This is a genomic window from Dactylosporangium sp. NPDC050588 (assembly GCF_040654975.1).
GTDB lineage: Bacteria > Actinomycetota > Actinomycetes > Mycobacteriales > Micromonosporaceae > Dactylosporangium > Dactylosporangium maewongense.
Genome location: NZ_JBFAJA010000012.1, coordinates 45,735 through 69,163 on the forward strand (window position 1 = coordinate 45,735; position 23,429 = coordinate 69,163).

The window sequence follows — 23,429 nt, forward strand, 5'->3', positions numbered from 1 at the left end:
TCAGCGGGCGATCTCGACGCCCTGGACGCCGTCCAGCAGGCGCAGGGACTCGGCGATCGCCGGTAGTGACGTGTTGTTGTCGCCCTGCGCGGTGAGCACGATCGACTGGTCGTGGCCGGCGTAGTCGACGCGCAGCACGTGGGCGCCCGGCAGCGCCCGCAGGGCTTCCCGCTCCACCACGTCGAGCGGGAAGTCCGGGGCGAGCGTCAGCGTCACCTGGACGCGGTGCCGGTCCGGCAGCCAGTTGGCCTCCGCGACCTTGAACAGCCACAGGGCGGCGAGCGCCGCGGCGGTGACCGTGCCCGCCGCCCAGAACAGCTCCAGGCCGGTCGCGAGCCCGATCGCGGCGGTCACCCACAGCGACGCCGCGGTCGTCAGCCCGCTGATGTTGACGCCCTCCTTGAAGATGGCGCCGGCGCCGAGGAAGCCGATGCCGGTAACGACCTGCGCGGCGATGCGGGTCGGGTCGCTGCCGGCCTCCTTGCCGGCGATGGTGAACAGGGCCGCGCCGGCGGCGACGAGCATGTGGGTGCGCAGTCCGGCGGGCTGGGCACCCAGCTCCCGCTCGAGGCCGACGAGGGCGCCCAGCGCGATGGCGACCAGCAACGTGGGAATAACGGTCCAGTCCATCCGACACTCTTACCGCCCGCCGGTCGTTCCCGCCACCGCTGTCCAACGCTGTCCGACGGTGTCCAGGATCGGGGGTGGGCGGTGGGTCCGGGCGCCGAGCATGGATGCGGCGTGATCGACGCCCATCACCGAGAGGCTCACGATGCGACTGTCCCGGTTCCTCGCCCTGCTCACCGCCGGGCTCCTGGCGCTCGCCCCGGCGCCCGCCTTCGCCGCAACGGTCCTCACCGCGCCGGTCGACGTGCAGGCGCTGCACGTCGCCGACACGAGCGCCGACCTGCAGTGGTCGCACGACCTGCTCGCCGAGCAGGACGTGGTCGAGCGCAAGGTCGGCGGCACCTGGACCGAGTACGCCCGCGGCCTGTTCAACGGCATCACCCTGACCGGCCTGCAGCGGGGCACCACGTACACGTTCCGGGTGTACTCGCTGCCGACGGAGTCGTCCGGGTACGTCGCGAGCCCGCCGTCGGCGCCGGTCACGTTCACGACGCTGGCCGCGCCGGACAGCACCCCGCCGACGGCGCCGAGCGCCCCGGTCTTCAGCAGCGTCACCACCACCGGGGTGTCGATGGTCTGGGGCGAGTCGACCGACAACGTCCAGGTCGGCGGGTACCACCTCCAGCAGCTGATCGGTGGCGTCTGGACGACGATCCGCACCGCCGACTGGTCCAGCCGCTTCTACCGGGTCACGGGCCTGACGGGGGGCACCGCGTACACGTTCGCGGTCGTCGCGTTCGACACGAACGGCAACCTGTCCGCCCGCTCGCCCGCGGCCACCGTCACCACCCTCGCCTACACGGCCGCGCCGACCTGCAAGGTCCAGGTCGTGCTGTTCAGTCCCGGGTTCCTCGTCAACGTCACGATCACCAACACGACCGCCGCGCCGGTCACCGGCTGGACGATCGGCTTCACGCTCGCCTCGACGGCGGTCACGTACAACACGTTCGGCGCGATCCTCACCCGCTCCGGGAACACCGGCACGCTCACCCCGAACGCCTGGAGCACCACGATCAGCCCCGGCGGCCAGGCGATGCCCGGGTTCACCGGCGGGGCCACCCCCTTCACCCCGCCGGCAAGTTTCACGCTCAACGGCGCCCCGTGCACCATGGCGTGACGCCGTGACCTGGTGCGCGGGGTTCCGCCGCCCGGCGATCCCGCGCACCGCGGCCGCGACCGGGCCTACGCTGCCGGCATCGACACCCGCGCCGCCCTTCTCGCGCCGGACGCGGTCGCGGCCGTCCGCGCGACCGCCGACCTGGCGCGGCTGCTGCGGGAGCTGCGCCGCCGCGACGCCCGCCGCCGCGGCGGCACCGAGCTGACCTACCGTGACCTGGCGGCGGCGACCGGCTGGTCGCACGGGATCATCGGCGGCTACCTGTCGGGGCGGGTGCTGCCGCCGACCGACCGCTTCGACGTGCTGGTCCGCCTGCTGGGCGCGTCACCGGCCGAGCAGGGCGCGCTCGCCACCGCCCGCGACCGGGTCGAGGAGGGCCGCCGTCCCGTGCCTTCCCCCGCCCCTGCCGCCGGCTCTGCCGGCCCGGGGCACCCGGTGCCCCGGCAGCTGCCGGCGGACGTGCCCGCGTTCACCGGCCGGGCGGCGCGCCTCGCCGACCTCGACGCCGTCCTCGCGGGCGCCGGGCCCCGGGTCGTGCTGATCGCCGGCACCGCCGGCGTGGGCAAGACCGCCCTCGCCGTGCACTGGGCGCACCGCGTCGCCGACCGGTTCCCCGACGGCCAGCTCTACGTCGACCTGCGCGGGTACGACCCCGGCCAGCCCGTCGACCCCGGCGACGCCCTCGCCGGGTTCCTCCGCGGGCTCGGCGTGCCCGCGTCGGGCATTCCCGCCGCGACCGACGAACGCGCCGCCCGCTACCGGACCGAGGTCGCCGGCCGGCGGCTGCTCGTGGTGCTGGACAACGCCGCCGGCGCCGGCCAGGTCCGCCCGCTGCTGCCCGGCACCGCCACCGGCGCGGTCGTCGTCACCAGCCGCGACACGCTCAGCGGCCTGGTCGCCCGCGACGGCGCCCACCCGGTCCGCCTCGGACGGCTCGACCGGGCCGACTCCCGCGTCCTGCTGCGGCGGCTCCTCGGCCCCGGGGCCGGCCCGGGCACCGTGGACCTCCTCGCCGACCGGTGCGCCGGCCTGCCGCTCGCGCTGCGCATCGCCGCGGCCGGCCCGTCGCCGCACTGCTCCGGGGTCCCCGCCGACCTGGCCGCGTTCGACGCCGACGGCGACCCGCACACCGCGCTGCGGTCGGTGTTCTCCTGGTCCCTGCGCCGGCTCGACCCGCCCGCCGCGCGCGCCTTCCAGCTGCTCGGCCTGCACCCCGGCCGGGTCTTCGACGACGCCGCCGCCACCGCCCTCGCCGGCGGGCCCGCCGGGACGCCGCTCGACGAGCTGGCCCGCGCGCACCTCGTCGAGCCGGCCGACGGCGGCTACACCATGCACGACCTGTTGCGGGCCTACAGCGCGGAGCTCGCCGCGCACCTGCCGCCCGGCGAGGCGGGGGCCGCGCTGGACCGGCTCACCGCGCACCTGCTGGACACCGCGACCGCCGCGACCGCGACCCTGTTCCCCCACGACAGCGCAGGACCCGTCACAGGGGCCGCCACGGGGTCCATGATGGACGGTCCCGAGGCGGCGGCGCGATGGCTGGACCGGCACCGCGCCGCGCTCGTCACCCTCGCCGGGTCGCGGGCCGCCGTCGCCCTGTCGCGGGTGCTGTGGCGATACCTGGAGGTCGGCGGCCACTACCGGGAGGCGCTCGCGCTGCACGCCGCCGCCGCGGCGCACGGCGACGCCGGCGCGCACACCGATCTCGGCGCCGTCCACTGGCTGCTCGGCGACCACGACCTGGCGAAGGTCCACTTCGGGCGGTCGCTGGACGGTCACCGCGCCGCCGGTGACGCGGCCGGCGAGGCGCGCGCCACCGCCCGGCTGGCCCTCGTGCACGAGCGGCTCGGCGACCACGACGAGGCGCTCGCCCGGCTGCGGGACGCCCTGGCCGCCTACCGGGCGCTCGGCGACCGCCACGGCGAGGGCGCCCAGCTGCTCAACCTCGGCTTCACGCTGCACCGCATCGGCCGGCACCCGGAGGCCCTCGACCATCTGCACCGGGCGGCGGCGCTGTTCGCCGACCTCGGCGACCGGCGCCTCGAGGGTTACGCGCTGGGCAACCTCGGCGCCGTCTTCAGCGCCACGGGCCGTCACGACGCGGCGCTCGCGCACCTGCACCTGGCCCTGGAGCGGTGCGTCGAGGCCGGTGACCGCGGCGGCGAGGGCACCGCGCGGGGCACGCTCGGGGTGGCGTACCACCGCCGCGGCGACAACACGAAGGCCCTCGGCCACCTGCGGCGCGCGCTCACCGTCGCCCGCGCCACGGGCGAGTGCGGCCTGGAGGTCGAGACCCTCAACGCCCTCGGCGACGTGCTGCTGGCCACGGACCGCCCGGACGCGGCGGTGCACCGGTTCGCGGCGGCCCGCGCCCTCGCCGAACGCACCGGCGACCGGCACGGGCTGGCTCGCGCCGTCGACGGGCTCAGCAGGGCAGGCCGTTGACGGTCAGGTCGTGCGGCGCCTCCGTCGCGGCGGCCGACGCGGTCCAGCCGAACCGCACCGACCGGCCCGTGTCGATGACGGCGTTGTACGGCATGTTCGTCGCCGTGACCGCGAACGGGTTCGGCTGCTCCATCCTGGCCTGCCAGACGCCGAGGTTGCCGGTCGCGGTGCTGAAGGTCCACCTGGCCGTCCAGCCGTCGATGGCCGGGCCGTGGTTGGTGATCGTGAGGTCCGCGACGAACCCCCCGTCCCACGCGAAGAAGCGGTAGTCACAGCTGAAGTCCCCAGCTGGGGCGGCGGCCGACGCGGGCGCGGCCAACGGGAGCGGCAGGAGCGCGGCGACGGCAATGATGGCGGAGCGGAACACGGTGCCTCCGGGGCGGGGTGTGACGGGCACGGACGCGCACCGGACCCGCGGCACACGCGCCGCGTCCGGCCGCTCGGCTCCCACCGCGGCTCGCGGCCGGAATCTACCGAGCCTGAGCCGGCCGGGTCAACAGACCCGGATTCCCCCGATCGGACGACGCGACGCCGGTGGCGGAAATGCTCAGACGATCGCCGGTCGGGGCCGATGAGCAGAGGGCAGACCCAACTCCAGAGGAGGGCCGGGAATGGCCGAGGCTACCGGCGAACGACGCCGATCCGGATTCCGTGACCTGTCCGTCGCCTGGAAGCTGGGCACCCTGGCGGGCGTGGTGTCCGTGCTGCTGCTGGCGATCGGGGTGTTCGGCCTGATCCAGCTCGGCGACGCCCAGCAGCGCCTGGACCTGATGTACAACAACAACCTGCGCACGGTGCAGAACGTCGACGAGGTGAGCTCGGACTACCGCGATGTCCGGTTCATGCTCCGTGACGTCGCCCTCGCGCAGACCCCGGCCGAGAGGGACGCCGCCGAGCAGACGCTGCGGACCGCCGTGGAGGGGCTCGACACGAGCTGGCAGACGTTCGCCGCCGGCGGCGGGCAGGGCGGCACGGCCGACCGGGAAGCGTTCGAGTCCTCCTGGAAGGCGTACCAGGAGCTGCTGACGTCGCAGCTGATCCCGCTGGCGAAGGCCGGCGACTATTCCGGCTTCAACAAGGCGACCAAGGGACAGGGCGCGCCGATCGCGGCCGCGATCGACACCGCGCTCAACAACCTGGTCGAGCTGGAGAACAAGGCCGCCCAGTCGACGCTCGCCGAGTCGAAGTCCGCGTACGACTCCTCGCGGGTGCTGTCGATCGCGCTGATCGTGGTGGCGCTGGTGCTGGCGTTCACGATCGTGCTGATGATCAGCCGGGCGATCTCCAGGCCGTTGCAGGAGACGGTCGCGGTCCTGTCCGCCATGGCCGACGGGCGCCTCGACCGGCGGGTCACGGTGGTGAGCCGCGACGAGGTCGGCCGGATGGGCACCGCCCTCAACAGCGCGCTGGACCGGCTCGCCGACACGGTGAGCACGGTCGTCGACTCCGCCACCCAGCTGACCAACGCGTCGAGCCAGATCAGCGGCGCCTCGCAGAGCCTGTCGCAGGCCGCGACCGAGCAGGCCGCCAGCGTGCAGGAGACGACCGCCAGCATCGAGCAGATGACCGCCGGCATCGCCCAGAACAGCGACAACGCCCGCACCACCGAGAGCATCGCGGCCAGCGCCGCGACCGAGGCCCAGGACGGCGGCGGCGCGGTGCAGAAGACGCTCGACGCGATGAAGCAGATCACGAGCAAGATCGGGATCATCGACGACATCGCCTTCCAGACCAACATGCTGGCCCTGAACGCGACCATCGAGGCGGCCCGGGCCGGGGAGCACGGCAAGGGCTTCGCCGTGGTGGCGACGGAGGTCGGCAAGCTCGCCGAGCGCAGCCAGATCGCGGCCCAGGAGATCAGCGAGCTGGCCGCGGGCAGCATGACGACCGCGGAGCACGCCGGCTCCCTCCTCGACAAGATCATCCCGAGCATCACCAGGACCTCGGACCTGGTCCAGGAGATCGCCGCCGCCAGCGGCGAGCAGTCCACCGGCGTGCACCAGATCAACATCGCGATGACCCAGATCGGCAAGGTCACCCAGCAGACCGCGTCGTCGAGCGAGGAGCTCGCGGCCACCGCCGAGGAGATGGCGGCGCAGACGCACCAGCTGCAGAACATGATGGCGTTCTTCACGACCGGCACGGGCGGCGGGCGCCGCGCCACGAACAGCGGCCGTTCGCCGCGGGAGACCGCGAAGCCGCAGGCGAAGAGCCTGAACTACGGCACCTCACAGTACTCGCCGCGGGCCGACCTCCCGGTCGCCGACATCGACGAGAGCAAGTTCGACCGCTTCTGACCGGGTCCGGCGGCCCGGCCTTCAGACGAGCAGCTGCTCGCGGCTCACGTTCTCCGCGACGAGGGGTCCGACGTCCAGGATCAGCGCCACCTCGCCGTTGCCGAGGATCGTCGAGCCGCTGATGCAGCGGGCCTCGCTGAACAGCACGCCCAGCGGTTTGATGACGGTCTGGAACTGCCCGAGCAGGGTGTCCACGACCAGCCCCGCCCGCTGCCCGGACTGCTCGATGACGACCACGTTCTGCCGCCGCGGCGGCTGCCCCGCGATGTCGAAGATCGTCCGGAGCCGGACGAAGGGCAGCACCTCACCCCGCAGGTACATGCAGTCGCGGCCGGAGGCGTTCGGCGGCAGCTCCACGCACTCGGTGACCCGGTCCAGCGGCACGATGAACGCGCTGGTCCCGACGCCGACCAGGAACCCGTCGATGATGGCGAGCGTCAGCGGCAGCCGGATCCGGAAGGTGGTGCCCGCCCCGGCGGCCGTGTCGACCTCGATGGTGCCGCGCAGCTCGGCGATGTTGCGGCGCACGACGTCCATCCCGACGCCGCGGCCCGACAGGTTCGACACCGTCTCCACGGTCGAGAAGCCGGGCTCGAAGATGAGGTCGAACACCTCGTGGTCGCTCATGACGGTGCCCGCCTGGACCATGCCCCGGTCGACGGCCTTGGCGAGGATGCGCTCGCGGTTGAGCCCACGGCCGTCGTCGGCGACCTCGATGACGATGGACCCGGCGTCGTGGAAGGCGTTGAGCCGCAGCTTCCCGCGCACCGGCTTGCCCTCGCGCTCCCGCTCGGCCCGGGGCTCGACGCCGTGGTCGAGGGCGTTGCGGACCAGGTGCAGCAGCGGGTCGCCGATCCGCTCGACGAGCGCCTTGTCCATCTCCGCCTCGCCGCCGGTGATGATCAGGTCGACGTCCTTGTCCAGGTCGACGCAGACGTCGCGGACGACCCGCTCGAAGCGGCGCAGCGTCGTGCCGATCGGCACCATCCGCAGCGACAGCGCGCTGTGCCGGACCTCCTCGACGAGCCGCATGACCTCGCCCTGTGCCTCCTCGAAGCCGTCGCCGTCGCGGCGGTGGATCCCCACGCTCGACTGGGCGATGACGAGCTCGCCGACGAGGTCGATGAGCTTGTCGAGGCGGTTGGCGTACACCCGGATGGTCTGGGTCTCCTGCGACCGGCTGTCGGCCGTCTTGCGCTGCTTGCCCAGCGCCGCCTCGACCACGGGCTTCGGCACGGCCTGCGTCTCGATCAGGATCTCGCCGAGCGGCGGCAGCGTGTCGCCGGACCGGTTGCGCTCCTGCTGGATCCGCAGCGCCCTGGCGATCTCCAGATCGGTGGCGGCGCCGCTGCGGACCAGCAGCTCACCGAGCCGGTCCTGGTCGGGCAGCTCCTCGATCACCGTGACGTAGTCGTCGGCGGGCACGATCGCGATCTGGCTGTCCTCGCGGACGAAGTCGAAGACCCCCTCGATCTCCGTCTTCGGCGCGCCGCTGACGAACTCGGCCTCGAAGCCGAGGTAGCAGGTCTCCGGGTCCATCAGGTCGGGCTCGGGCAGTGCGTCGGTCAGGGTCGTGACCCGGGTGACGGTGCCCATGCTGCCGAGGTAGCGCAGGAACGACAGGGGGTCCATGCCGTTGCGCAGGCTGTCGGGTCCGAACCACAGCGTGAGCCGCCACGTCCTGAGGCCGTCATTGCTCTGTTCGTCGGCGGCGGCGGGTGTACGAGCCGGCGCCTCCCCCTCGGTGAGGAACGGCTGGAGCGCGGCGAGCAGCCGGTCGCCGTCGACGGTCTCGGCCGGCGTCGCCTCGGTCCGGCCGGAGGCCACGCCCTCGACCATCGAGGAGACGTGGTCGCCGCACGGCAGCAGCGCGCTGACCAGCTCCGGGGTCACCGCCAGCTCGCCCTCGCGGAGCGAGTCCAGCACGGTCTCCACCACGTGCGTGAACGCCACCAGATGGGCCAGGCCGAACAGCCCCGCCGACCCTTTCAGGGTGTGCATCGTGCGGAAGAGGGCGTTGACGGTCTCCTCGGCGCTCGGGTCGTCCTCGAGGCCGAGCAGGCCCTCCTCGAAGTCCTGCAGCAGCTCCCGTGCCTCGGTGATGAAGGTGTCGAGGGCGTCGTTGAGGTCGTCGCTCACCATCGTGCTCCCGTCAGTCCAGCTCCGCGCTGAGGTGGGCGGTCTCGAACACCGACCGGACGGGGCCGCTCGGGTCGTGGAAGGTCAGGGTGGTGCCCCGCTGCTCCGCCTCCCGCCGGGCGGCGAGCAGGACCTGCAGGCCGGCGGTGTCCAGCTCGGTCACGCCCGAGAGGTCGAGCTCGGCCGGCGCGGGGCTCTCCGCGAGGAACGCCCGCACCCGGGTCTGCTGCTCGGCCGCCGCGACGATGGTCAGCTCACCGTCGAGCTCCAGGCGCCGGGCCGGCACGGTCACGGCATGACCAGCTTCGACACCGCCGCCAGCATCTGGTCCGGCTGGAACGGCTTGGTGACCCACGCCTTCGCCCCGGCCGCCTGCGCCTGCCGCTTCTTGTCCTCCTGCGACTCCGTCGTCAGCATGATGATCGGGGTGAACCGGTAGGACGGCAGCTTCTTGACCTCGCCGACGAGCGTGATGCCGTCCATGTTCGGCATGTTCACGTCCGAGATGATCAGGTGGATCCGCCGGCCGTCGAGCTGCTTCAGCGCGTCCTTGCCGTCGGTCGCGGCCACCACCTCGTAGCCCGCGCCGCGCAGCGCGATGGTGACGACCTGCCGTACCGACGCCGAGTCATCGACGATCAGAATGGTCTTCGACATCAGGTGTCCCCTCTAGAAGAACGTGATCTCTGATTCGGGCACCGCGGCGGTCTTGGCGCCGGTGAGGTGCGCCTCCCGCTCCTGGTGCATCGTGTACGTGGCGGCGAGCTCGTCGAGCAGCCGCTGGGCGTTCAGGGACCGGTCCTCGGCGACGACGACCGGCATCCGGTCGATGTTCTCCCGCAGGTGCTCCAGGACCTGGCCGATCCGGTCCTGGAACTGCAGGTTGACGATGGCGCCGGCGACCCCCGACCGGATCCCGACGGCGGCGCGCTCGAGCTGGTCGGAGGAGTCGCGCAGGCCGGCGAGCACGGCGCCGAGGTCGTCGAGGACCTCGCTCACCTCGCTGTTGGCCCGGGTGACCGCCACGCCCTCGCGCTCGGCGTCGCCCTCGGCCTTGCTCAGCGCGGAGGCGATCGCGCCGGCGATGCCCTCGACGCGGCGCGCCATCCGCTCGCTGGTCTGGAACGACCGCTCCGCCAGCTGGCGGACCTCCAGGGCGACGATGCCGAACCCGGCGCCGGCCTCGCCGGCCCGCGCGGCCTCGATCGACGCGTTGAGCGCCAGGAGGTTGGTCTGCGCCGCGATCTGCGCGACCTCGGCGGTCATCTGCTTCAGGTCGTCGTTGAGGCCGAGCAGCGCCTCGAGGTCCCGCAGCGCCTCACGTTTCGAGGTCAGGGCGGCGTCGAGGGTGTGCACGACGCTGCCGAGGCGCTGCCGGCCGCGCTCCAGCGCGCCGCCGCCGTGGCCGTCCTCCAGCGCGGCGCTCGACGAGGCGAGCACCGCGTCGAGGTTGTCGACGATCTGGCTGAACTCGGTGGTCACCGCGCCGATCGCGGTCTCCATCTGCGTCCGCGACGACTCGATCTGGCTCGACCACACGGGGGCGACCGCGCCGGCGAACTCGGAGACGCTGCGCGCGTAGTCGGCGGTCGCGGCGCGCGCCGCCGCCGCCTCCCGCCCGGCGCGGCCGGCGCGCAGCGTCCCGGCCTTGTAGCCGGCGGCCAGGCCGGCGGCGAGGGCGACGACGACGATCAGGAACTCAACCATGGGTACGGATCACCTCGGCGATGGCGGTCAGCGGCACTTCCCGGTCGACGGCGCCCAGCCGGACCGCTTCCTTCGGCATACCGTGCACGACACAGGTCGCCTCGTCCTGCGCGACGGTGAGCGCGCCGGCGGTCCGCATCTCCAGCAGCCCGCGGGCGCCGTCGTCGCCCATCCCGGTCATGATCACGCCGAGCGCGTGCCGGCCCGCGACCTTCGCGACGGACCGGAAGAGCACGTCGACGGAGGGCCGGTGCCGGTTGACCGGCGGGCCGTCGCTCACCTTGACCCGGAAGCGGGCGCCGTCGGAGAGGACCTGCATGTGCCGGCCGCCCGGCGCGACGAGGGCCAGCCCGTCGGCGACGAGGTCGCCGTCGGCGGCCTCGCGGACCTCGATCGCGGACAGCACGTCCATGCGCTCGGCGAACGCGGCGGTGAACTTCTCCGGCATGTGCTGCACGATCACGATGCCCGGGCTGTCGCGGGGCAGCGCCGTCAGCACGGTCTCGAGGGCCTGCGTGCCGCCGGTGGAGGTGCCGATGGCGATGATCCGGCCGGCCGACACCACGGGCGGAGCCGCCGCGGCCGGTCGCGGCACGGCAGCGGCGGGGGCCGTCCCGGCCCGGTTGAGGCGGGCGACCTTGCCGGCCGCCGCCGCCCGGACCGCCGCCACGATGTCGCCGCTGTCGTCGGCCATGAACTGCTTCAGGCCGGTGCTCGGCTTGGGCACGACGCCGGCCGCCCCGGCCGCCAGGGCGTCCATCGTGGCGCGGGCGCCGCGCTGGCTCAGCGTCGAGCAGATGATCACCGGCGTCGGCCGGGTCGCCATGATCTTCTTGAGGAACGTGATGCCGTCCATCCTGGGCATCTCGATGTCGAGCACGACGACGTCCGGCCAGGCGCGGTTCATCAGGTTCATGGCGAAGATCGGATCTGAGGCGCATCCGAGCACCTCGATGCCGGGGCTGTCCGCCAGCCGCTTGGACAGCACCTGGCGCACCACCGCGGAGTCGTCGACGATGACGACGCTGATCCCCTTACCGGTCATGACCCGCTCCCGCCGGCCGGCGCTCCTGATGCTGCACCCACACGTCGCCCGTGCCGAGGTCGAACACCAGCTGCCGGGACCCGGTGCCGCCCAGATGCTTCGCGGCCAGGTGGAAGCCGTGCTCGCGCAGCAGCAGCAGGCCGGTCTCGATGTTGTCCCGCGGGACGCGCGGCGCCGGGCCGGACGATCCGCCGGGGAACTGGTCGCCGCCGCCGAAGATCTTCGCCTGGTAGTCCGTGGGACGGGTGCCGTTGCGCCCGAGCTCGCGCAGGAACAGCTGGACCGCCTCGTCGGCGTAGCGACCGCTCAGCGTGGGGTGCTCCCCCGGCGGGGCGGCCCGGTGGGACAGCAGGTAGTGACACATCCCGCCGACCAGCAGCCGCGGATGCCACAGCGTGATGGCGACGCAGGAGCCGAGGACGGTGCGGATGCGGGTGCCGGCCCCGGCGAAGTGGAAGTCGCCCGGGTTGAGGAAGACCTCGGTCACGCTACCCACGGTCGTCTCCGAGGCGGTAGATCGACGGCTGGACCGCCCGCAGCCGCGACGGGATGCCGTTGAGCGTCTCGGACAGGCTGACGATGAGGTAGCCGCCCGGGTGCAGCATCTCCTGCAGCCGCCCGATCACCCGCGCCTTCGTCTCGGGCTCGAAGTAGATCATCACGTTGCGCAGCATGATCACGTCGAACCGGCCGAGGCGGGTCAGATCCTCCAGGAGGTTCGCGCCGAGGAACGTCGTGCGGGCCCGCAGCTCCCGGTCGACGGCCATCAGGCCCTCGTACTCGGCCCGCCCCTTGCGGCAGTACCGCCGCAGCATCACCTTCGGGATGCGCTCCGCGGCCGAGATCGGGTAGATGCCGGCCGCCGCGCCGGCCACGACCCGCGACGAGATGTCGGTGCCGACGATCTCCCACGGCCGGTCCGGCAGTGCCTCGGCGAGCACCATCGCCGCGCTGTACGCCTCCTCGCCGCTGGAGCTGGCTGCGCTCCACAGCCGGAACGGCCGGTGCACGCGCTGGGCGCGGTACGCCGGCGCGATGACCTCGCCGAGGAACTCGAAGTGCCGCGGCTCGCGGAAGAAGAACGTCTCGTTCGTGGTCAGCAGGTCGATCGCCTGCCGGGTCTCCGTGGCGTGCTGCGGGGACCGGATCAGCCGGAGGTACTCCGTGTAGCTGGACAGGCCGAGCTTGCGCAGGCGCTTGTCCAGCCGCCCCATCACCAGCGTCTCCTTGCCCGGCGCGAGCCGGATCCCGGTGCACTGGTGGAGGAACTCGCTGACGGCCTGGAACTCCGCGGCGCTGATCTCCGTGGGGCCGGCGAGTGACCGCGTCATGACGACCGGATCGCCCGGTCGGCGCCGCCGTTCCCTTCCGCTCCGGCCGGCAGCGCCGTCACGAGGTCCGCCATGTCGCTCAGCGACAGCACGTGGTCGATGTCGAGCACGATGATGAAGTCGTTGTCGCGCTTCGCCATGCCGCTGATGAAGTCGGCCCGGATGCCGGCGCCGAACGCCGGTGCCGGCTCGATGTCCTCCGCCGTGAAGGACTCGACCTTGCTGACCGCGTCGACGAGGACGCCGATGTCCTGGCCGTCGCGGCCGTCACCGGTGACGGTGCCCGCGCCGGTGTCGCCGGACCCGGGCATCCCGCGGATGTGCACGATGATGATGCTGGTGCGCCGGGCGATGCTCGTGGCGCCCTTGGCGAAGCGGATAGCGAGGTCGATGACCGGGACCGCCCGGCCGCGCAGGTTGATGACGCCGCGGACGAAGTCGGGCGTCATCGGCACGACCGTGAGATTCCGGTATTCCAGGATCTCGGTGATGTGGAAGATGTCCAGCGCGTAGGACTCGCCGTTCAACGTGAAGGTCAGGTATCGCTTCGCGTCGCCGGCGGTGCTGTCGCCGGGACCGCCGCCACGCGGCGCCGCCTCAACGCTCACTGGTCTCCCCTCCCGGGCGGACGGGCGCTCGGGACACGCCCACCAGGAGACCTATCGGCCCCGCCACCGGCGCCTGAAGAGGAACAGGGCACAAGATCAGACAAATCCTCCCCAGCGCGCGGCGGCCGGACAGCGCCGTCAAGGAACCGTGAAATGCTCGGCCCCGTGCGGACATGTACAGGCGACACGAACGCCGCATGACGGGAGCCACCCTTGGCACGAGCCCCTAGCGCCGCCCGCTTCGAAGCCCTGTACCGGTCCTGCTACCAGGACCTGCTCGGCTACGCGCTGCGGCGCGTCGACCGGCCGGAGTCGGCCGCCGACGTGGTCGCCGACACGTTCCTGACCGCCTGGCGCCGCATCGACGAGATCCCCGACGAGCAGGCCAGACCCTGGCTGTTCGGGGTCGCCCGCAACGTCATGGCCAACCACCAGCGCGCCGACCGGCGCCGCGCCGACCTCGGGGCGCGGCTGCGGCAGGAGCTCGCCGGTGCCACCACGATCGAGCCTTCGGTGCCGCCGGAGATCGCGCACGCGTTCCGCGCGCTGCCCGAGGGCGACCGGGAGGTGCTGCGGCTGGTGGCCTGGGAAGGGCTGAGCGCCGACGAGCTCGCCGTCGCGTTCGGCTGCACGGTCAACGCCGCCCGGATCCGCCTGCACCGGGCGCGCCGCCGCTTCGCGGAGGCGCTGCGCACACCCACCTTCACCAGCCGTGAGAGGAGCCACCGTGACTGACGTCGACGAGGAGCAGGATCACCTGATCCGGCTGCTCTCCCCCACCGTGCACGTCCCGGAGCCCGCCCGGGCGGCCGGCGAGGACCTGCTGCACGCCATCCTGGACACCGGCGCGCCGGCGACGAACTGGCGGCGCCGCCTGCTCGTCGGGGTGCCGGTCGCGGCCGGGCTCACCGTCGCGGCGCTCGTCGCCGGGTCGCTGCTCACCGCGCCGAAGCCGGCCAACGCGGCGCTCACCTTCACCGAGGGCGACGGGTTCCTGACCGTCACGATCAAGGATCCCGCCGCCGACCCCCAGCGGTACCGTGACGAGCTCGCGCGGCGCGGGCTCAACATCAAGATCGAGCTGGTGCCGGCGAACCCCGAGAACGTCGGCAAGGTGGTGTTCGAGGAGTCGGGCGCCCCGGGGCTGGAGCCGATCGAGGATCCGGGCCGGTGCACCGCCAACGGGTCGTGCCAGGTCGGGTTCAAGGTGCCGCTGAACTTCTCGTCCTACGCGGTCGTGGCGTTCGGCCGGACCCCGCTGCCCGGCGAGTTCATCGAGGGCGGCTCCACGGAGGAGAACGCCGTCGGCGGGTCCCTGATCGGCAAGCGGGTCTCCGAGGCGCGCCAGATCCTCGCCGCGAACGGCATGACGGCCGAGTACCGCGTCGGCCCGAAGTCCATGGCCGCCCCGGCCGATCAGGTGCCCGGCGACTGGATCGTGTTCGACACCGCGCCGATCCCCGGGAACATCATCGTGCTGTGGTCGTCGGCGGACGGCAAGCCGCCGGCCCCGACCGGCGACGACACCCCGCGCCCGCCCGCGTCGACCAGGCCCGGCGCACCCGCGTCGACCAGGCCCGGCGCATCGGCCAGCGTGGGCCCGGGCGCCTCCTCGATGCCCGTGACCAGCTCCAAGGCCGGCTGACCGACAGGCGGGTCATCGCCCGGGCGGCGGGATCTCCCCCGACCCCCGGGCGATGTACCGCGTCGGCAGCGTCACCGCCGCCGCGGGTCCGGTGCCGCCGTCGAGCCGGGACAGCAGGAGCAACGCCGCCCGCCGCCCCAGCTCCGCCGGGTCCTGCGCGATCACCGACACCGGCGGGTCGAGCATGTCGGCGAGGGGGAAGTCGTCGAAGCCGACGTGCGCGACGGTGCGGTGCAGCCCCAGCTCCACCAGGGCCCGCCGGGCGCCGACGGTCAGCCAGTTCTGCGCGGTCACCAGCGCGGTGGGCGCGGGCGCGGCGGCGAACATCTCCGTCACCGCCTGCCGGGCCGCCTCCGCGGTGTGCACGTCCCGGCGCACCCACGCGGGCCGGGTCGCCCCCGCCGCCTGGACGAACCCCGCGTGCCGCTCGCGGGCCGTCCACAGCGACGAGTGGTCGGCGACGAACCCGATGTCGCGGTGCCCCAGGTCGTGCAGCGCCCGCACGGCCCCCGCGACGCCGCCGCGGTTGTCGGCGGTGACGGTGTCCAGGCCGGGCACCGGTGAGGCGCGGTCGACGCAGACGATCGGTGTGCCGTCGCGGTGCGCGGCCGCCAGCTCCCCGTCGGACGCGCCGGTCGGCACCACGATGAGCCCGTCGACGCGCCTGGTGCGCAGCACCCCGAGCAGCTCCCGCTCCCGGTCGGGCTCCTCGTCGCTGCTGCCGGCGAGGACCAGCAGCCCGCGCTGCACGCCGACGTCCTCGACGGCCCGGTGCAGCGCGGAGGAGAACGGGTTGGCCACGTCCTGCAGCACGAGCCCGATCGTGTTGGTGCGCCGGTCGGCGCGGCGCAGGCTGGTGGCGGCGGTGTCCTTGCGGTAGCCGAGCTGCCGCGCGGCGTCCAGGACCCGGCCGGTGAGGTGCGGGTCGACCGGCACGCCGTTGATGACCCGGGAGACCGTCGCCAGCCCGACGCCCGCGAGCGCCGCGACGTCCTTCATCGTGGCCCGCCCACGGTCACTCATGCATGGACATCATTCTATAAGAAGCGCACACTGTCGAACACTCGTCAGGAAACGTTTCCTCAACCCTACCGGTCACCCCGCCGAAGGGACCACCGCCATGCGTACCGTTCGGTTCCTGCTCGTCGCCGCCCTCGTCGCCGGCGCCCTGTCCGCCGCCGCTCCGGCCGCCGCGGGCTGGCTCTTCGAGTGCCCCGACTTCTTCGCGCTGCCCGTCGACGGGAACGCGGCGAACGTCCGCTGGGTGATGACCGACGCCTCCGGCGAGTACGTCACCGGCACGTTCGACGGCGCCGTGTTCACCCCCGACTGGACCGCGCCGCAGCGCATGGACCAGGGCCGCAACAGCTTCGACGGCACGTTCTACGCGGGCCTCATGTTCAGCAACATGCCCGACGGCCGGACCGTGCAGATGGCCTGGCAGCCCGGCAACCGCGGCGGCACCTGGACCGGCAGCGCGTCGTTCCCCGCCCAGCTGGGGCTGATCAGCACGCCCGCCGGGCCGCGCGTCACCCGGTTCCCCGTCGCCGAGATCGCCTCCCTGTGCCAGGGCACCACGACCTGGTCGAACCGCACGATCACCACCGACCCGGCCACGGACCCGTTCGCCGGCATCACCGCCGACACCTACGAGATCCTCGCCGAGTTCGACGCCGGCACCGCCACCGCCACCCAGTTCGGGTTTCAGCTGCACCGCCGCGCGGACGGCGGCCACGACCGGGCCGTGGTCTACGACCGGGCCGCGCAGACGCTGTACGGGGCGCCGCTGGCACCCCTGAACGGGCGGGTCAAGGTGCGGCTGCTCGTGGACCGCGGCCAGCTGGAGGTGTTCGGCAACGACGGCCGGCTCTCCTTCACCGACAACGTGAACTTCAACTCCGCGGCGGGCAGCCAGGGCATCCGGCTGTTCGCCACCGGCGGCTCCGTGCGGCTGGTCTCCGCCGAGCTCCACCGGCTGGGCTCCGCGTGGGGGCAGGGCCAGTCCACATTGGAGTCGAACCTCGCCGGTCCGTGGCGCGCCGCGGGCGGATCCTGGGGCGACGCCGCGACCGGCAAGCGCGGCACCGCGAGCGGTGACGCGTTCTACCTGAGCAACACGACCGCCGCCGACTTCACCTACGAGGGCGACGTCACGATCGTCAACGGCACCGCCGCCGCCCTCACCTTCCGGGCCAACGCCGACGCCACCCAGCACTACACCGCGAACATCGACGCGTCCGGGGTGGTGAAGCTGTGGCGACCCGGCCGCGACATCGCCACCTACCCGACGGCGATCGTCCCGGGCCGCACCTACCACCTGAAGGTCGTCGCCGCCGGCGCGAGCATCAAGGTGTACCTGGGCGGCGGCACCATGCCGGTCATCGACGCCACCGACACCGCCTACAGCAGCGGCTACCTGGGCGCCAACGTCTACGACGGCACGGGGGTGGTGCAGCGCCTCACCCGCGGTTAGGCCGCGGCCACCAGCGCGGGAACCGGACCGGGACACGGCCTTCTGTACCGCAGCGCCGACACCACCGTCGACGTGACCCGGTCCGGTTCCGGCATGCCGTCGACCGACAGCAGGATGCCGCGGTAGCGGTACCAGTGCAGGATCGGCTCCGTCACCCGGTGGTACAGGGCGAGGCGGCGGCGGATGACGGGCTCGGTGTCGTCGGTGCGGTGCTCGATCGCGGAGCGGGCCAGCAGGCGGCGGACCACCTCGTCGTCGTCGATGCGCAGGTGCAGCGCGACGTGCGCGGTCGCGTCGAGCGACACGGCGATCCGGTATGCGGCCCACGCCTGCGCGGGCGTGCGCGGGTAGCCGTCGAGCACGTAACCGCCGCCGTCGGCCGTCGCGTCGGCGAGGGACCTGCGGACCAGGTCCTGCATGACGCCGTCCGGCACCAGATCACCGCGGTCCAGGTGTTCCTGCACGGCGCGGCCCATGCTCGTGCCGCGCGCGACGTGGCGGCGCAGCAGGTCGCCGGTCGCGAGGTGCGGCACGCCGAAGTGGGCTGCGATCCGGGCTCCCTGCGTGCCCTTGCCGGCTCCTGGTGGCGCGATCATCAGTACCCGCATGGTCTCTCCCATCGCTGGTGCGTGGCTACCCGATGAATCCTGCGGCGGCCCCGGCACCGCGGCATGGGTCAGATGACTGCTTCCCTGGCTACCGTTGGGGGCGGGGGATGACCGTGACGCTTCCAGCGGAGCAGGGTGAACTGCGCGGCCGGGCACCCGAGCTGCGGGCGATCGACGCCGTGCTCGCCGGCGCCGACCCGCCCGGCCCGAGCCTGCTGCTGCGCGGCGACCCGGGCACCGGCAAGACCGCGCTGCTCGACGCCGCCGCCGCGCGGGCCGACGCGGCCGGGATGCGGGTGCTGCGGGCGGCGGGCGCGCCGTTCGAGTCCGGGATTCGTTTCTCGACGCTGCACCAGCTGCTGTACGCCACCCGGGACTCCGCCGGGCAGCTCCCCGGCGACCAGCGCGACGCCCTCGCCCACGTGCTCGGCCGCGCCGGCGCCCGCGAGGCCGAGCCGCTGGTGCTGTCCACGGCGGTGCTCGCGCTCGTCGCCGAGGTCGCGGCGGGGCGCCCGCTGCTGCTGGTCGTCGACGACGTCCAGTGGATCGACGCGGCGAGCGCGACCGTCCTCGGGTTCCTCGCGCGGCGCGTCGCCGGCACCCACGCGCGGTTCCTCGCCGCCGTCCGGTCGGGCGCGGGTGGCGTCTTCGACGAGACGCGGCTGCCGGAGCGGACCGTCGGCCCGCTGTCGGCGCGGGCCGCGGCGGCGCTGCTGGACGCCCACCACCCCGGCCTGCCCGGCGTCGTGCGGCGGCGGCTGCTCGACGACGCCGCCGGCAACCCGCTCGCGCTGCTGGAGCTGCCGGCGGCGCTCACCCCCCGGGAGCGGTCGGGTCAGGCCGCGCTGCCCGCGTTCCTGCCGCTCAGCGACCGCCTCGAGGCGGCGTTCGCCGCCGGGCTCGCCGGGCTGCCGGAGCCGACCCGGGCCGTGCTCCTGCTGGCCGCGCTCGACCCCGACGCCGACGTCGCCATGGTGCGGGCCGCCGCCCGCCCGCACGCCGACCTCCGCGACCTGTCCCCGGCGAAGCGGGCCGGGCTGATCCGCGTGGTCGAGGGCGGCCGCCTGGAGTTCCGCCACCCGCTGATCCGCGCCGCGGTCGCCCAGCTCGCCACCGCCGACGAGCGGCGGCACGCGCACCTCGCCCTCGCCCGGACCCTCGGGCCCGCCGTCGCGGCGACGCCGGCAGGGTGCCGCGGGACCGCACCGGAGCGCCGCGCCCGCCACCTCGCCGACGCCGCGACCGGACCCGACGAGGTCGTCGCCCGCGCGCTGGACGAGGTCGCGCAGGCCGCCTGGACCGGTGGCCGCGGCGGCCGGCCCCGCGGCGGCGCCGCCGGCGCGGTCAGCGCGCTCGTGCGCGCCAGCGAGCTCAGCGACCGGCCGGGGCAGCGGTCCCGGCGGCTCGTCGAGGCGGCGTTCCTCGCCAACGTCACCGGCCAGCTCGACCGGGTACCGCAGCTGCTCAACGACGCCGGGCAGACCCCCCACACCGCCACCGGTCTCGTGTTCGCCGCCACCGCGCACCTGCTGACCAACGGCAGCGGCGACGTCGACGCGGCCCACCGCCTCCTCGCCCGGGCGCTCGACGACCTCGACGGCACGCCGGGCGACGGCTGGGACGCCTACGGCGTGCTCTACGCGCTGCTGTTCGTGTGTGTCTACAGTGGACGTCCCGGGCCGTGGGAGCTGCTGCGGGCGGCGCTGACCAGGTTCGACCCGGGGGCCGTCACCGCGCTGCAGCTGTGCTACGACGCGTACGCCGACCCGGTCGGCACCGCCGACCCGCTGCGGCACCGGCTCTCCACCGCGTTCGAGGACCTGTCCAGCGACCCGGCGCCGTGGCAGTTCATCCCGCTCGCGTACGCCGCCGTCGAGCTCGACGCGCTCTCCGCCTACCGGCACCTGTGCCACCGCGTCATCGACCGGGAACGCGACGGCGGCATCGTCACCGTGGTCATCGCCGGGCTGCTGATGCTCAGCGTCGACTCGATCGCGCACGGGCAGTGGGACGAGGCCGAGCGGCTGGCGGAGGAGGCCCTCGAGATCGCCCGCGCCGACGGCTACCACCTGCTCGAAGGGCAGCTGCGGTGCCGGCTGGCGCTGATCGGGGCGTACCGCGGCGACACCGCCCGCACGCGGATGCTGACCGACGAGGTGGCCCGCTGGGCGGCGCCGCGCGGCGTCGGGCTGACGCAGGCCCTCGCGTGGCAGGCCCGCGCCGTCGCCGCGCTCGGCCGGCGCGACTACGAGGACGCCTACGTGCAGGCGGCCCGGATCGACGGGGCCGGCCACCCGAGCCTCGGCGTGCCCGGCCGGTGGATGGTCCTCGACACCGTCGAGGCGGCCGTCCACATCGGACACCTCGACGAGGCGCGGGCGCACGTCGACGCCGCGCGGCAGGCCGGGCTCGCCGCTGTGTCGTCCCGCACCGCGCTGCTCACCGCCGGCGCCGCCGCGATCGCCGCCCCCGACGACGACGCCGAGCGGCTCTACGCGGCCGCGCTCGCGCTCCCGTGCGCCGACCGGTGGCCGTTCGAGCAGGCGCGGATCCGGCTCGCGTACGGCGAATGGCTGCGGCGCACCCGCGACACCACCAGCGCCCGGCTGCAGCTGCGGGACGCCCTGGAGAGCCTGGACCGGCTCGGTGCCCAGCCGTGGGCGGACCGGGCCCGCAACGAGCTGCGCGCCGCGGGCGTGGCCACCGTCGGGTCCGGACCGGCGGCGCTGACCCCGCAGGAGCGGCAGATCGCCACGCTCGCCGCGACAGGGCTGACCAACAAGCAGATCGGCGAGCGGCTGTTCCTGTCGCACCGCACGGTCGGCGCCCACCTGCACCGGGCCTTCCCGAAGCTCGGCATCACCTCGCGCGCCGCCCTCGCCGGCGCCCTCGATTCGCGGGCCGGAACCTCCGCTCCGGCGCGCTGAATCGCGCCGCTCCGGGCCGCCGCGCTCACGCGACCGGGTAGGACCCGCGGCGCCCGGTCCGCCGGCCAGAGCATCCGGCCGCCGTACAACCGGGGCGGGGGTGCAGGCGGAACTCTACGGCCGCGACGTCGCCGCCACCGCCGCGCAGCGCCCAGAAGAGCTCGGCGTCGCTGTCCGCGGTGGCCTTCGCCGGTACACCGGCGGCATCGACGACGTCGAAGGCGGTGACGCTGTCGGCGGCCCATCCGAACGCACGGCCGAACCGGCTCCTCCCGCCGCCGAGCGTGTACCCGGTGACGCCGACGACCGGTGAGCTGCCGGCCAGGCCGGTGAGCCCGCGCGGGCCGGCGGCCGCCTGGACCGCGCCCCAGGTCGCGCCCGCGCCGACCCGTGCGGTGTCGTCGCAGCACCCGCTCGCCCGCCGCGACGCCCTGTCCGTGGAGGACCTCGCCGGCGTGCCGATCCTCCAGCTGCCGGCGACCCTGCCGGCGTCGACCCTGCGCGACCGTAACCCCGGCAGCACCCCGGCGGGCCGCCCGATCCCGCCGGGCCCGCCGGCCGGCGGGCTACTGCGCCGCGCGCAGGACGGCGACCAGGAAGTCGGAGGCCGGGGTGAAGGGGCGGAGGTCCCACGTGGCCAGCAGCAGATCCGGGGCCAGGCCGGCGGCGTCGGCGTCGGCGAGGAACTCGTCGAACTCGTAGCCGCGGCCGGCGCCGAAGCCGATGACGACCCGGCCGGCGCCCCGCAGGTGGGCCCGCATCCGGCTCAGGATCTCGCGGCGGGTGTCCCGCGCGACGAACGTCATCACGTTGCCGGCGCAGACGATGGCGTCGAAGCCGTCGGGGACCTCGTTGGCCGGCAGGTCGAGCTCCGACAGGTCGCCGACGAGCCAGGTCGCGGACGGGTAGGAGTCCCGGGCGGCCGCGACCAGCACCGGGTCGAGGTCGACGCCGATCACGTCGTGGCCCATCCGGGCGAGGTGGCCACCCACCCGGCCCTGACCGCAGCCCGCGTCGAGGATCCGGGCGCAGCGGGGCAGCATCGCGTCGACGAGGCGGGCCTCGCCGACGAGGTCGGCGCCCGCCTCGGCCATCGACCGGAACCGCTCGATGTAGCGTTGCGAGTGCTCCGGGTCGGCCTCGATGAGCTCCCGCCAGGCGTTGCGGTCCGACATCCGCTGTTCCCTTCACTTTCGAAAAACCGAACCGGCGACGCGGCGCCGACGGTTCGGCATGATGAGCCGGTGTCAGCGTCTCATCCGCGCGCCCTGGCGCCGATCGTGTTCGCCTACGCCACCTTCGTCCTCGCCGGCCTGAGCGCCGGGGTCGGCGGTGTGCTGCTGCCCGCGCAGCTGCTGGACTACCACCTCGACAAGGCGACGATAGGCGTCACGTTCTTCGCGTTCTCGGCCGGGTTCCTGCTCGCCGGGGCGACCGCGGGGGCGCTCATCCACCGGCTCGGGACCAGGGCGGCGCTGACCGCGGGCGGCGCCGCGTTCATCGCCGCGGGGCTCTGCACGGCGACCCGCCCGGCGTTCGCGGTGCTCGTCGGGGTGCAGGTCGTCGCCGGGTACGGCACCGGCGTCCTCGAGTCGGTGCTCAACGCGTACCTCGCCGCCCTGCCCGGCTCCACCACGCTGCTCAACTGGCTGCACGCGTTCTTCGGCGTCGGGGCGCTGATCGGCCCGCCCCTCGCGACCTGGATGCTGGGCTTCACCGCGTGGACCTCGGTGTGGCTGGTCCTGGCCCTGGCGTGCGTGCCGCTCGTCGCAGGCTTCCAGCTCACGCTGCGCACCACCGCCCCAGCCGACATTCCAGACCCGCCGCCCGCCCGGGGTCTGGTCCGCGCGGCCGGCCGGCGGCCGGCGGTGCTGCTCGGCGCGCTGTTCCTCGCGGTGTACGTGGGGCTGGAGATCAGCGTCGGCAACTGGGGCTTCAGCTACCTCGTCGCCGAACGCGGCCAGGGCGACCTCCTCGCCGGCTACACGGTCAGCGGCTACTGGCTCGGCCTGACCCTCGGCCGCTTCGTGCTCAGCCCGGCCGCGGCCCGCCTCGGCTGGACCGCGAACCGGCTGATGACCGCGTGCCTGATCGGCGTCACCCTGGCGGCGGCGCTGCTGTGGCTCGTGCCCGCGACGGCCGTGGCGGCCTTGGCGCTCCTCGGCTTCTGGCTGGGGCCCGTCTTCCCCACCACGATGGCGATCGCGCCCGCCCTCGCCCCGGGCGACCTCGCCCCCACCGCGATCGGCCTGCTCAACGGCGTGTCGGTGCTCGGCGGCGCGCTCTTCCCCTTCCTGGCCGGCGCCATCGCGGACCGGTCCGGGCTGTGGACCCTCGCCCCGTTCGCGCTCGCGCTGGCCGTCGCGGAGCTGCTCATCTGGTGGCCCACCGTCCGGCACATGACCACCGCGGCTCCTGTACAACCGGCGCAGGATTTGAACGCTGCTACGTAATTACGTA

General features: G+C 74.1%; 22 protein-coding genes. 8 read left to right on the plus strand and 14 right to left on the minus strand.

Annotated features, from left to right (window positions below; translation table 11 throughout):
• Positions 1-630, minus strand: a complete 630-nt coding sequence (locus AB0I21_RS10260; protein ID WP_360560018.1) for an MgtC/SapB family protein — start codon at positions 628-630, stop codon at positions 1-3.
• Between the two features lie 142 nt (positions 631-772).
• On the opposite strand from AB0I21_RS10260, the gene AB0I21_RS10265 reads away from it, so the two are divergent.
• Together AB0I21_RS10265 and AB0I21_RS10270 are read left to right on the plus strand one after the other, a co-directional pair.
• Complete coding sequence (locus AB0I21_RS10265; protein WP_360560019.1) at positions 773-1,744, plus strand: cellulose binding domain-containing protein; 972 nt, start codon at positions 773-775, stop codon at positions 1,742-1,744.
• A gap of 12 nt (positions 1,745-1,756) precedes the next feature.
• A complete protein-coding gene (locus AB0I21_RS10270; RefSeq protein WP_360560020.1) occupies positions 1,757-4,189 on the plus strand; it encodes a tetratricopeptide repeat protein in 2,433 nt (810 codons plus the stop codon).
• On the opposite strand, the gene AB0I21_RS10275 is transcribed toward AB0I21_RS10270, so the two are convergent.
• Positions 4,170-4,556, minus strand: a complete 387-nt coding sequence (locus AB0I21_RS10275; RefSeq protein WP_360560021.1) for a cellulose binding domain-containing protein — start codon at positions 4,554-4,556, stop codon at positions 4,170-4,172. The genes AB0I21_RS10270 and AB0I21_RS10275 overlap by 20 nt on opposite strands.
• A 244-nt stretch (positions 4,557-4,800) precedes the next feature.
• On the opposite strand from AB0I21_RS10275, the gene AB0I21_RS10280 reads away from it, so the two are divergent.
• Positions 4,801-6,486, plus strand: a complete 1,686-nt coding sequence (locus AB0I21_RS10280) for a methyl-accepting chemotaxis protein (protein ID WP_360560022.1) — start codon at positions 4,801-4,803, stop codon at positions 6,484-6,486.
• A 21-nt stretch (positions 6,487-6,507) separates the two neighbouring features.
• Here AB0I21_RS10280 and AB0I21_RS10285 read toward each other — a convergent pair whose 3' ends face one another.
• The 8 genes from AB0I21_RS10285 to AB0I21_RS10320 are packed head-to-tail and all read right to left on the minus strand — an operon-like array spanning position 6,508 to position 13,316.
• Positions 6,508-8,628 carry a chemotaxis protein CheA gene (locus tag AB0I21_RS10285; protein WP_360560023.1) on the minus strand — a complete coding sequence of 707 codons (2,121 nt, stop codon included), beginning with the start codon at positions 8,626-8,628 and terminating at the stop codon, positions 6,508-6,510.
• 10 nt (positions 8,629-8,638) lie between these two features.
• Positions 8,639-8,917, minus strand: a complete 279-nt coding sequence (locus tag AB0I21_RS10290) for an STAS domain-containing protein (protein WP_360560024.1) — start codon at positions 8,915-8,917, stop codon at positions 8,639-8,641.
• On the minus strand, positions 8,914-9,282 hold the full coding sequence (locus AB0I21_RS10295; RefSeq protein WP_344512636.1) for a response regulator: 369 nt from the start codon (positions 9,280-9,282) through the stop codon (positions 8,914-8,916). The genes AB0I21_RS10290 and AB0I21_RS10295 overlap by 4 nt, the downstream gene beginning before the upstream one ends.
• 12 nt (positions 9,283-9,294) lie before the next feature.
• Positions 9,295-10,332, minus strand: a complete 1,038-nt coding sequence (locus AB0I21_RS10300) for a methyl-accepting chemotaxis protein (protein ID WP_360560025.1) — start codon at positions 10,330-10,332, stop codon at positions 9,295-9,297.
• Positions 10,325-11,377, minus strand: a complete 1,053-nt coding sequence (locus AB0I21_RS10305) for a chemotaxis response regulator protein-glutamate methylesterase (RefSeq protein ID WP_360560026.1) — start codon at positions 11,375-11,377, stop codon at positions 10,325-10,327. Before AB0I21_RS10305 ends, AB0I21_RS10300 begins: the two co-directional genes overlap by 8 nt.
• Positions 11,367-11,864 (minus strand): chemotaxis protein CheD, encoded by a 498-nt coding sequence (locus tag AB0I21_RS10310; protein ID WP_360560027.1) that lies wholly within the window; start codon positions 11,862-11,864, stop codon positions 11,367-11,369. The genes AB0I21_RS10305 and AB0I21_RS10310 overlap by 11 nt, the downstream gene beginning before the upstream one ends.
• A gap of 1 nt (position 11,865) precedes the next feature.
• Positions 11,866-12,708, minus strand: coding sequence for a CheR family methyltransferase (locus AB0I21_RS10315; protein WP_360560028.1), 843 nt, complete (start codon positions 12,706-12,708; stop codon positions 11,866-11,868).
• On the minus strand, positions 12,705-13,316 hold the full coding sequence (locus AB0I21_RS10320; protein WP_360560029.1) for a chemotaxis protein CheW: 612 nt from the start codon (positions 13,314-13,316) through the stop codon (positions 12,705-12,707). Before AB0I21_RS10320 ends, AB0I21_RS10315 begins: the two co-directional genes overlap by 4 nt.
• A gap of 213 nt (positions 13,317-13,529) precedes the next feature.
• On the opposite strand from AB0I21_RS10320, the gene AB0I21_RS10325 reads away from it, so the two are divergent.
• Entirely contained in the window at positions 13,530-14,051 is a 522-nt protein-coding gene (locus AB0I21_RS10325) for a sigma-70 family RNA polymerase sigma factor (RefSeq protein WP_360560030.1), read from the plus strand.
• Positions 14,044-14,961 (plus strand): hypothetical protein, encoded by a 918-nt coding sequence (locus AB0I21_RS10330; RefSeq protein ID WP_360560031.1) that lies wholly within the window; start codon positions 14,044-14,046, stop codon positions 14,959-14,961. Before AB0I21_RS10325 ends, AB0I21_RS10330 begins: the two co-directional genes overlap by 8 nt.
• Before the next feature lie 12 nt (positions 14,962-14,973).
• Here AB0I21_RS10330 and AB0I21_RS10335 read toward each other — a convergent pair whose 3' ends face one another.
• On the minus strand, positions 14,974-15,984 hold the full coding sequence (locus AB0I21_RS10335) for a LacI family DNA-binding transcriptional regulator (protein ID WP_360560032.1): 1,011 nt from the start codon (positions 15,982-15,984) through the stop codon (positions 14,974-14,976).
• A gap of 97 nt (positions 15,985-16,081) precedes the next feature.
• Between AB0I21_RS10335 and AB0I21_RS10340 the strand changes: the two genes are divergently transcribed.
• Positions 16,082-17,434, plus strand: coding sequence for a GH32 C-terminal domain-containing protein (locus AB0I21_RS10340; RefSeq protein WP_360560033.1), 1,353 nt, complete (start codon positions 16,082-16,084; stop codon positions 17,432-17,434).
• On the opposite strand, the gene AB0I21_RS10345 is transcribed toward AB0I21_RS10340, so the two are convergent.
• The gene (locus AB0I21_RS10345) at positions 17,431-18,042 is read right to left on the minus strand and encodes an adenylate kinase (RefSeq protein ID WP_360560034.1); all 612 of its coding nucleotides are present in this window, start codon (positions 18,040-18,042) and stop codon (positions 17,431-17,433) included. The two genes, AB0I21_RS10340 and AB0I21_RS10345, sit on opposite strands and share 4 nt — an antisense overlap.
• Positions 18,043-18,155: 113 nt before the next feature.
• Between AB0I21_RS10345 and AB0I21_RS10350 the strand changes: the two genes are divergently transcribed.
• Positions 18,156-20,969 carry an AAA family ATPase gene (locus AB0I21_RS10350; protein WP_360560035.1) on the plus strand — a complete coding sequence of 938 codons (2,814 nt, stop codon included), beginning with the start codon at positions 18,156-18,158 and terminating at the stop codon, positions 20,967-20,969.
• A 25-nt stretch (positions 20,970-20,994) separates the two neighbouring features.
• Here the strand turns inward: AB0I21_RS10350 and AB0I21_RS10355 are convergent, their stop codons facing one another.
• Together AB0I21_RS10355 and AB0I21_RS10360 are read right to left on the minus strand one after the other, a co-directional pair.
• Complete coding sequence (locus AB0I21_RS10355) at positions 20,995-21,492, minus strand: FAD-binding protein (protein WP_360560036.1); 498 nt, start codon at positions 21,490-21,492, stop codon at positions 20,995-20,997.
• A gap of 43 nt (positions 21,493-21,535) precedes the next feature.
• Entirely contained in the window at positions 21,536-22,144 is a 609-nt protein-coding gene (locus AB0I21_RS10360; RefSeq protein WP_360560037.1) for a class I SAM-dependent methyltransferase, read from the minus strand.
• A gap of 69 nt (positions 22,145-22,213) precedes the next feature.
• Between AB0I21_RS10360 and AB0I21_RS10365 the strand changes: the two genes are divergently transcribed.
• Complete coding sequence (locus tag AB0I21_RS10365; RefSeq protein ID WP_360560038.1) at positions 22,214-23,422, plus strand: MFS transporter; 1,209 nt, start codon at positions 22,214-22,216, stop codon at positions 23,420-23,422.
• Positions 23,423-23,429 lie beyond the last annotated feature (7 nt).

Bases quoted from the DNA above. Each gene is read 5' to 3' on its own strand.
- AB0I21_RS10260 (WP_360560018.1), bottom strand. From the start codon at position 630: ATGGACTGGACCGTTATTCCCACGTTGCTGGTCGCCATCGCGCTGGGC.
- AB0I21_RS10265 (WP_360560019.1), top strand. From the start codon at position 773: ATGCGACTGTCCCGGTTCCTCGCCCTGCTCACCGCCGGGCTCCTGGCG.
- AB0I21_RS10280 (WP_360560022.1), top strand. From the start codon at position 4,801: ATGGCCGAGGCTACCGGCGAACGACGCCGATCCGGATTCCGTGACCTG.
- AB0I21_RS10285 (WP_360560023.1), bottom strand. From the start codon at position 8,628: ATGGTGAGCGACGACCTCAACGACGCCCTCGACACCTTCATCACCGAG.
- AB0I21_RS10295 (WP_344512636.1), bottom strand. From the start codon at position 9,282: ATGTCGAAGACCATTCTGATCGTCGATGACTCGGCGTCGGTACGGCAG.
- AB0I21_RS10300 (WP_360560025.1), bottom strand. From the start codon at position 10,332: ATGGTTGAGTTCCTGATCGTCGTCGTCGCCCTCGCCGCCGGCCTGGCC.
- AB0I21_RS10305 (WP_360560026.1), bottom strand. From the start codon at position 11,377: ATGACCGGTAAGGGGATCAGCGTCGTCATCGTCGACGACTCCGCGGTG.
- AB0I21_RS10315 (WP_360560028.1), bottom strand. From the start codon at position 12,708: ATGACGCGGTCACTCGCCGGCCCCACGGAGATCAGCGCCGCGGAGTTC.
- AB0I21_RS10335 (WP_360560032.1), bottom strand. From the start codon at position 15,984: ATGAGTGACCGTGGGCGGGCCACGATGAAGGACGTCGCGGCGCTCGCG.
- AB0I21_RS10340 (WP_360560033.1), top strand. From the start codon at position 16,082: ATGCGTACCGTTCGGTTCCTGCTCGTCGCCGCCCTCGTCGCCGGCGCC.
- AB0I21_RS10345 (WP_360560034.1), bottom strand. From the start codon at position 18,042: ATGCGGGTACTGATGATCGCGCCACCAGGAGCCGGCAAGGGCACGCAG.
- AB0I21_RS10360 (WP_360560037.1), bottom strand. From the start codon at position 22,144: ATGTCGGACCGCAACGCCTGGCGGGAGCTCATCGAGGCCGACCCGGAG.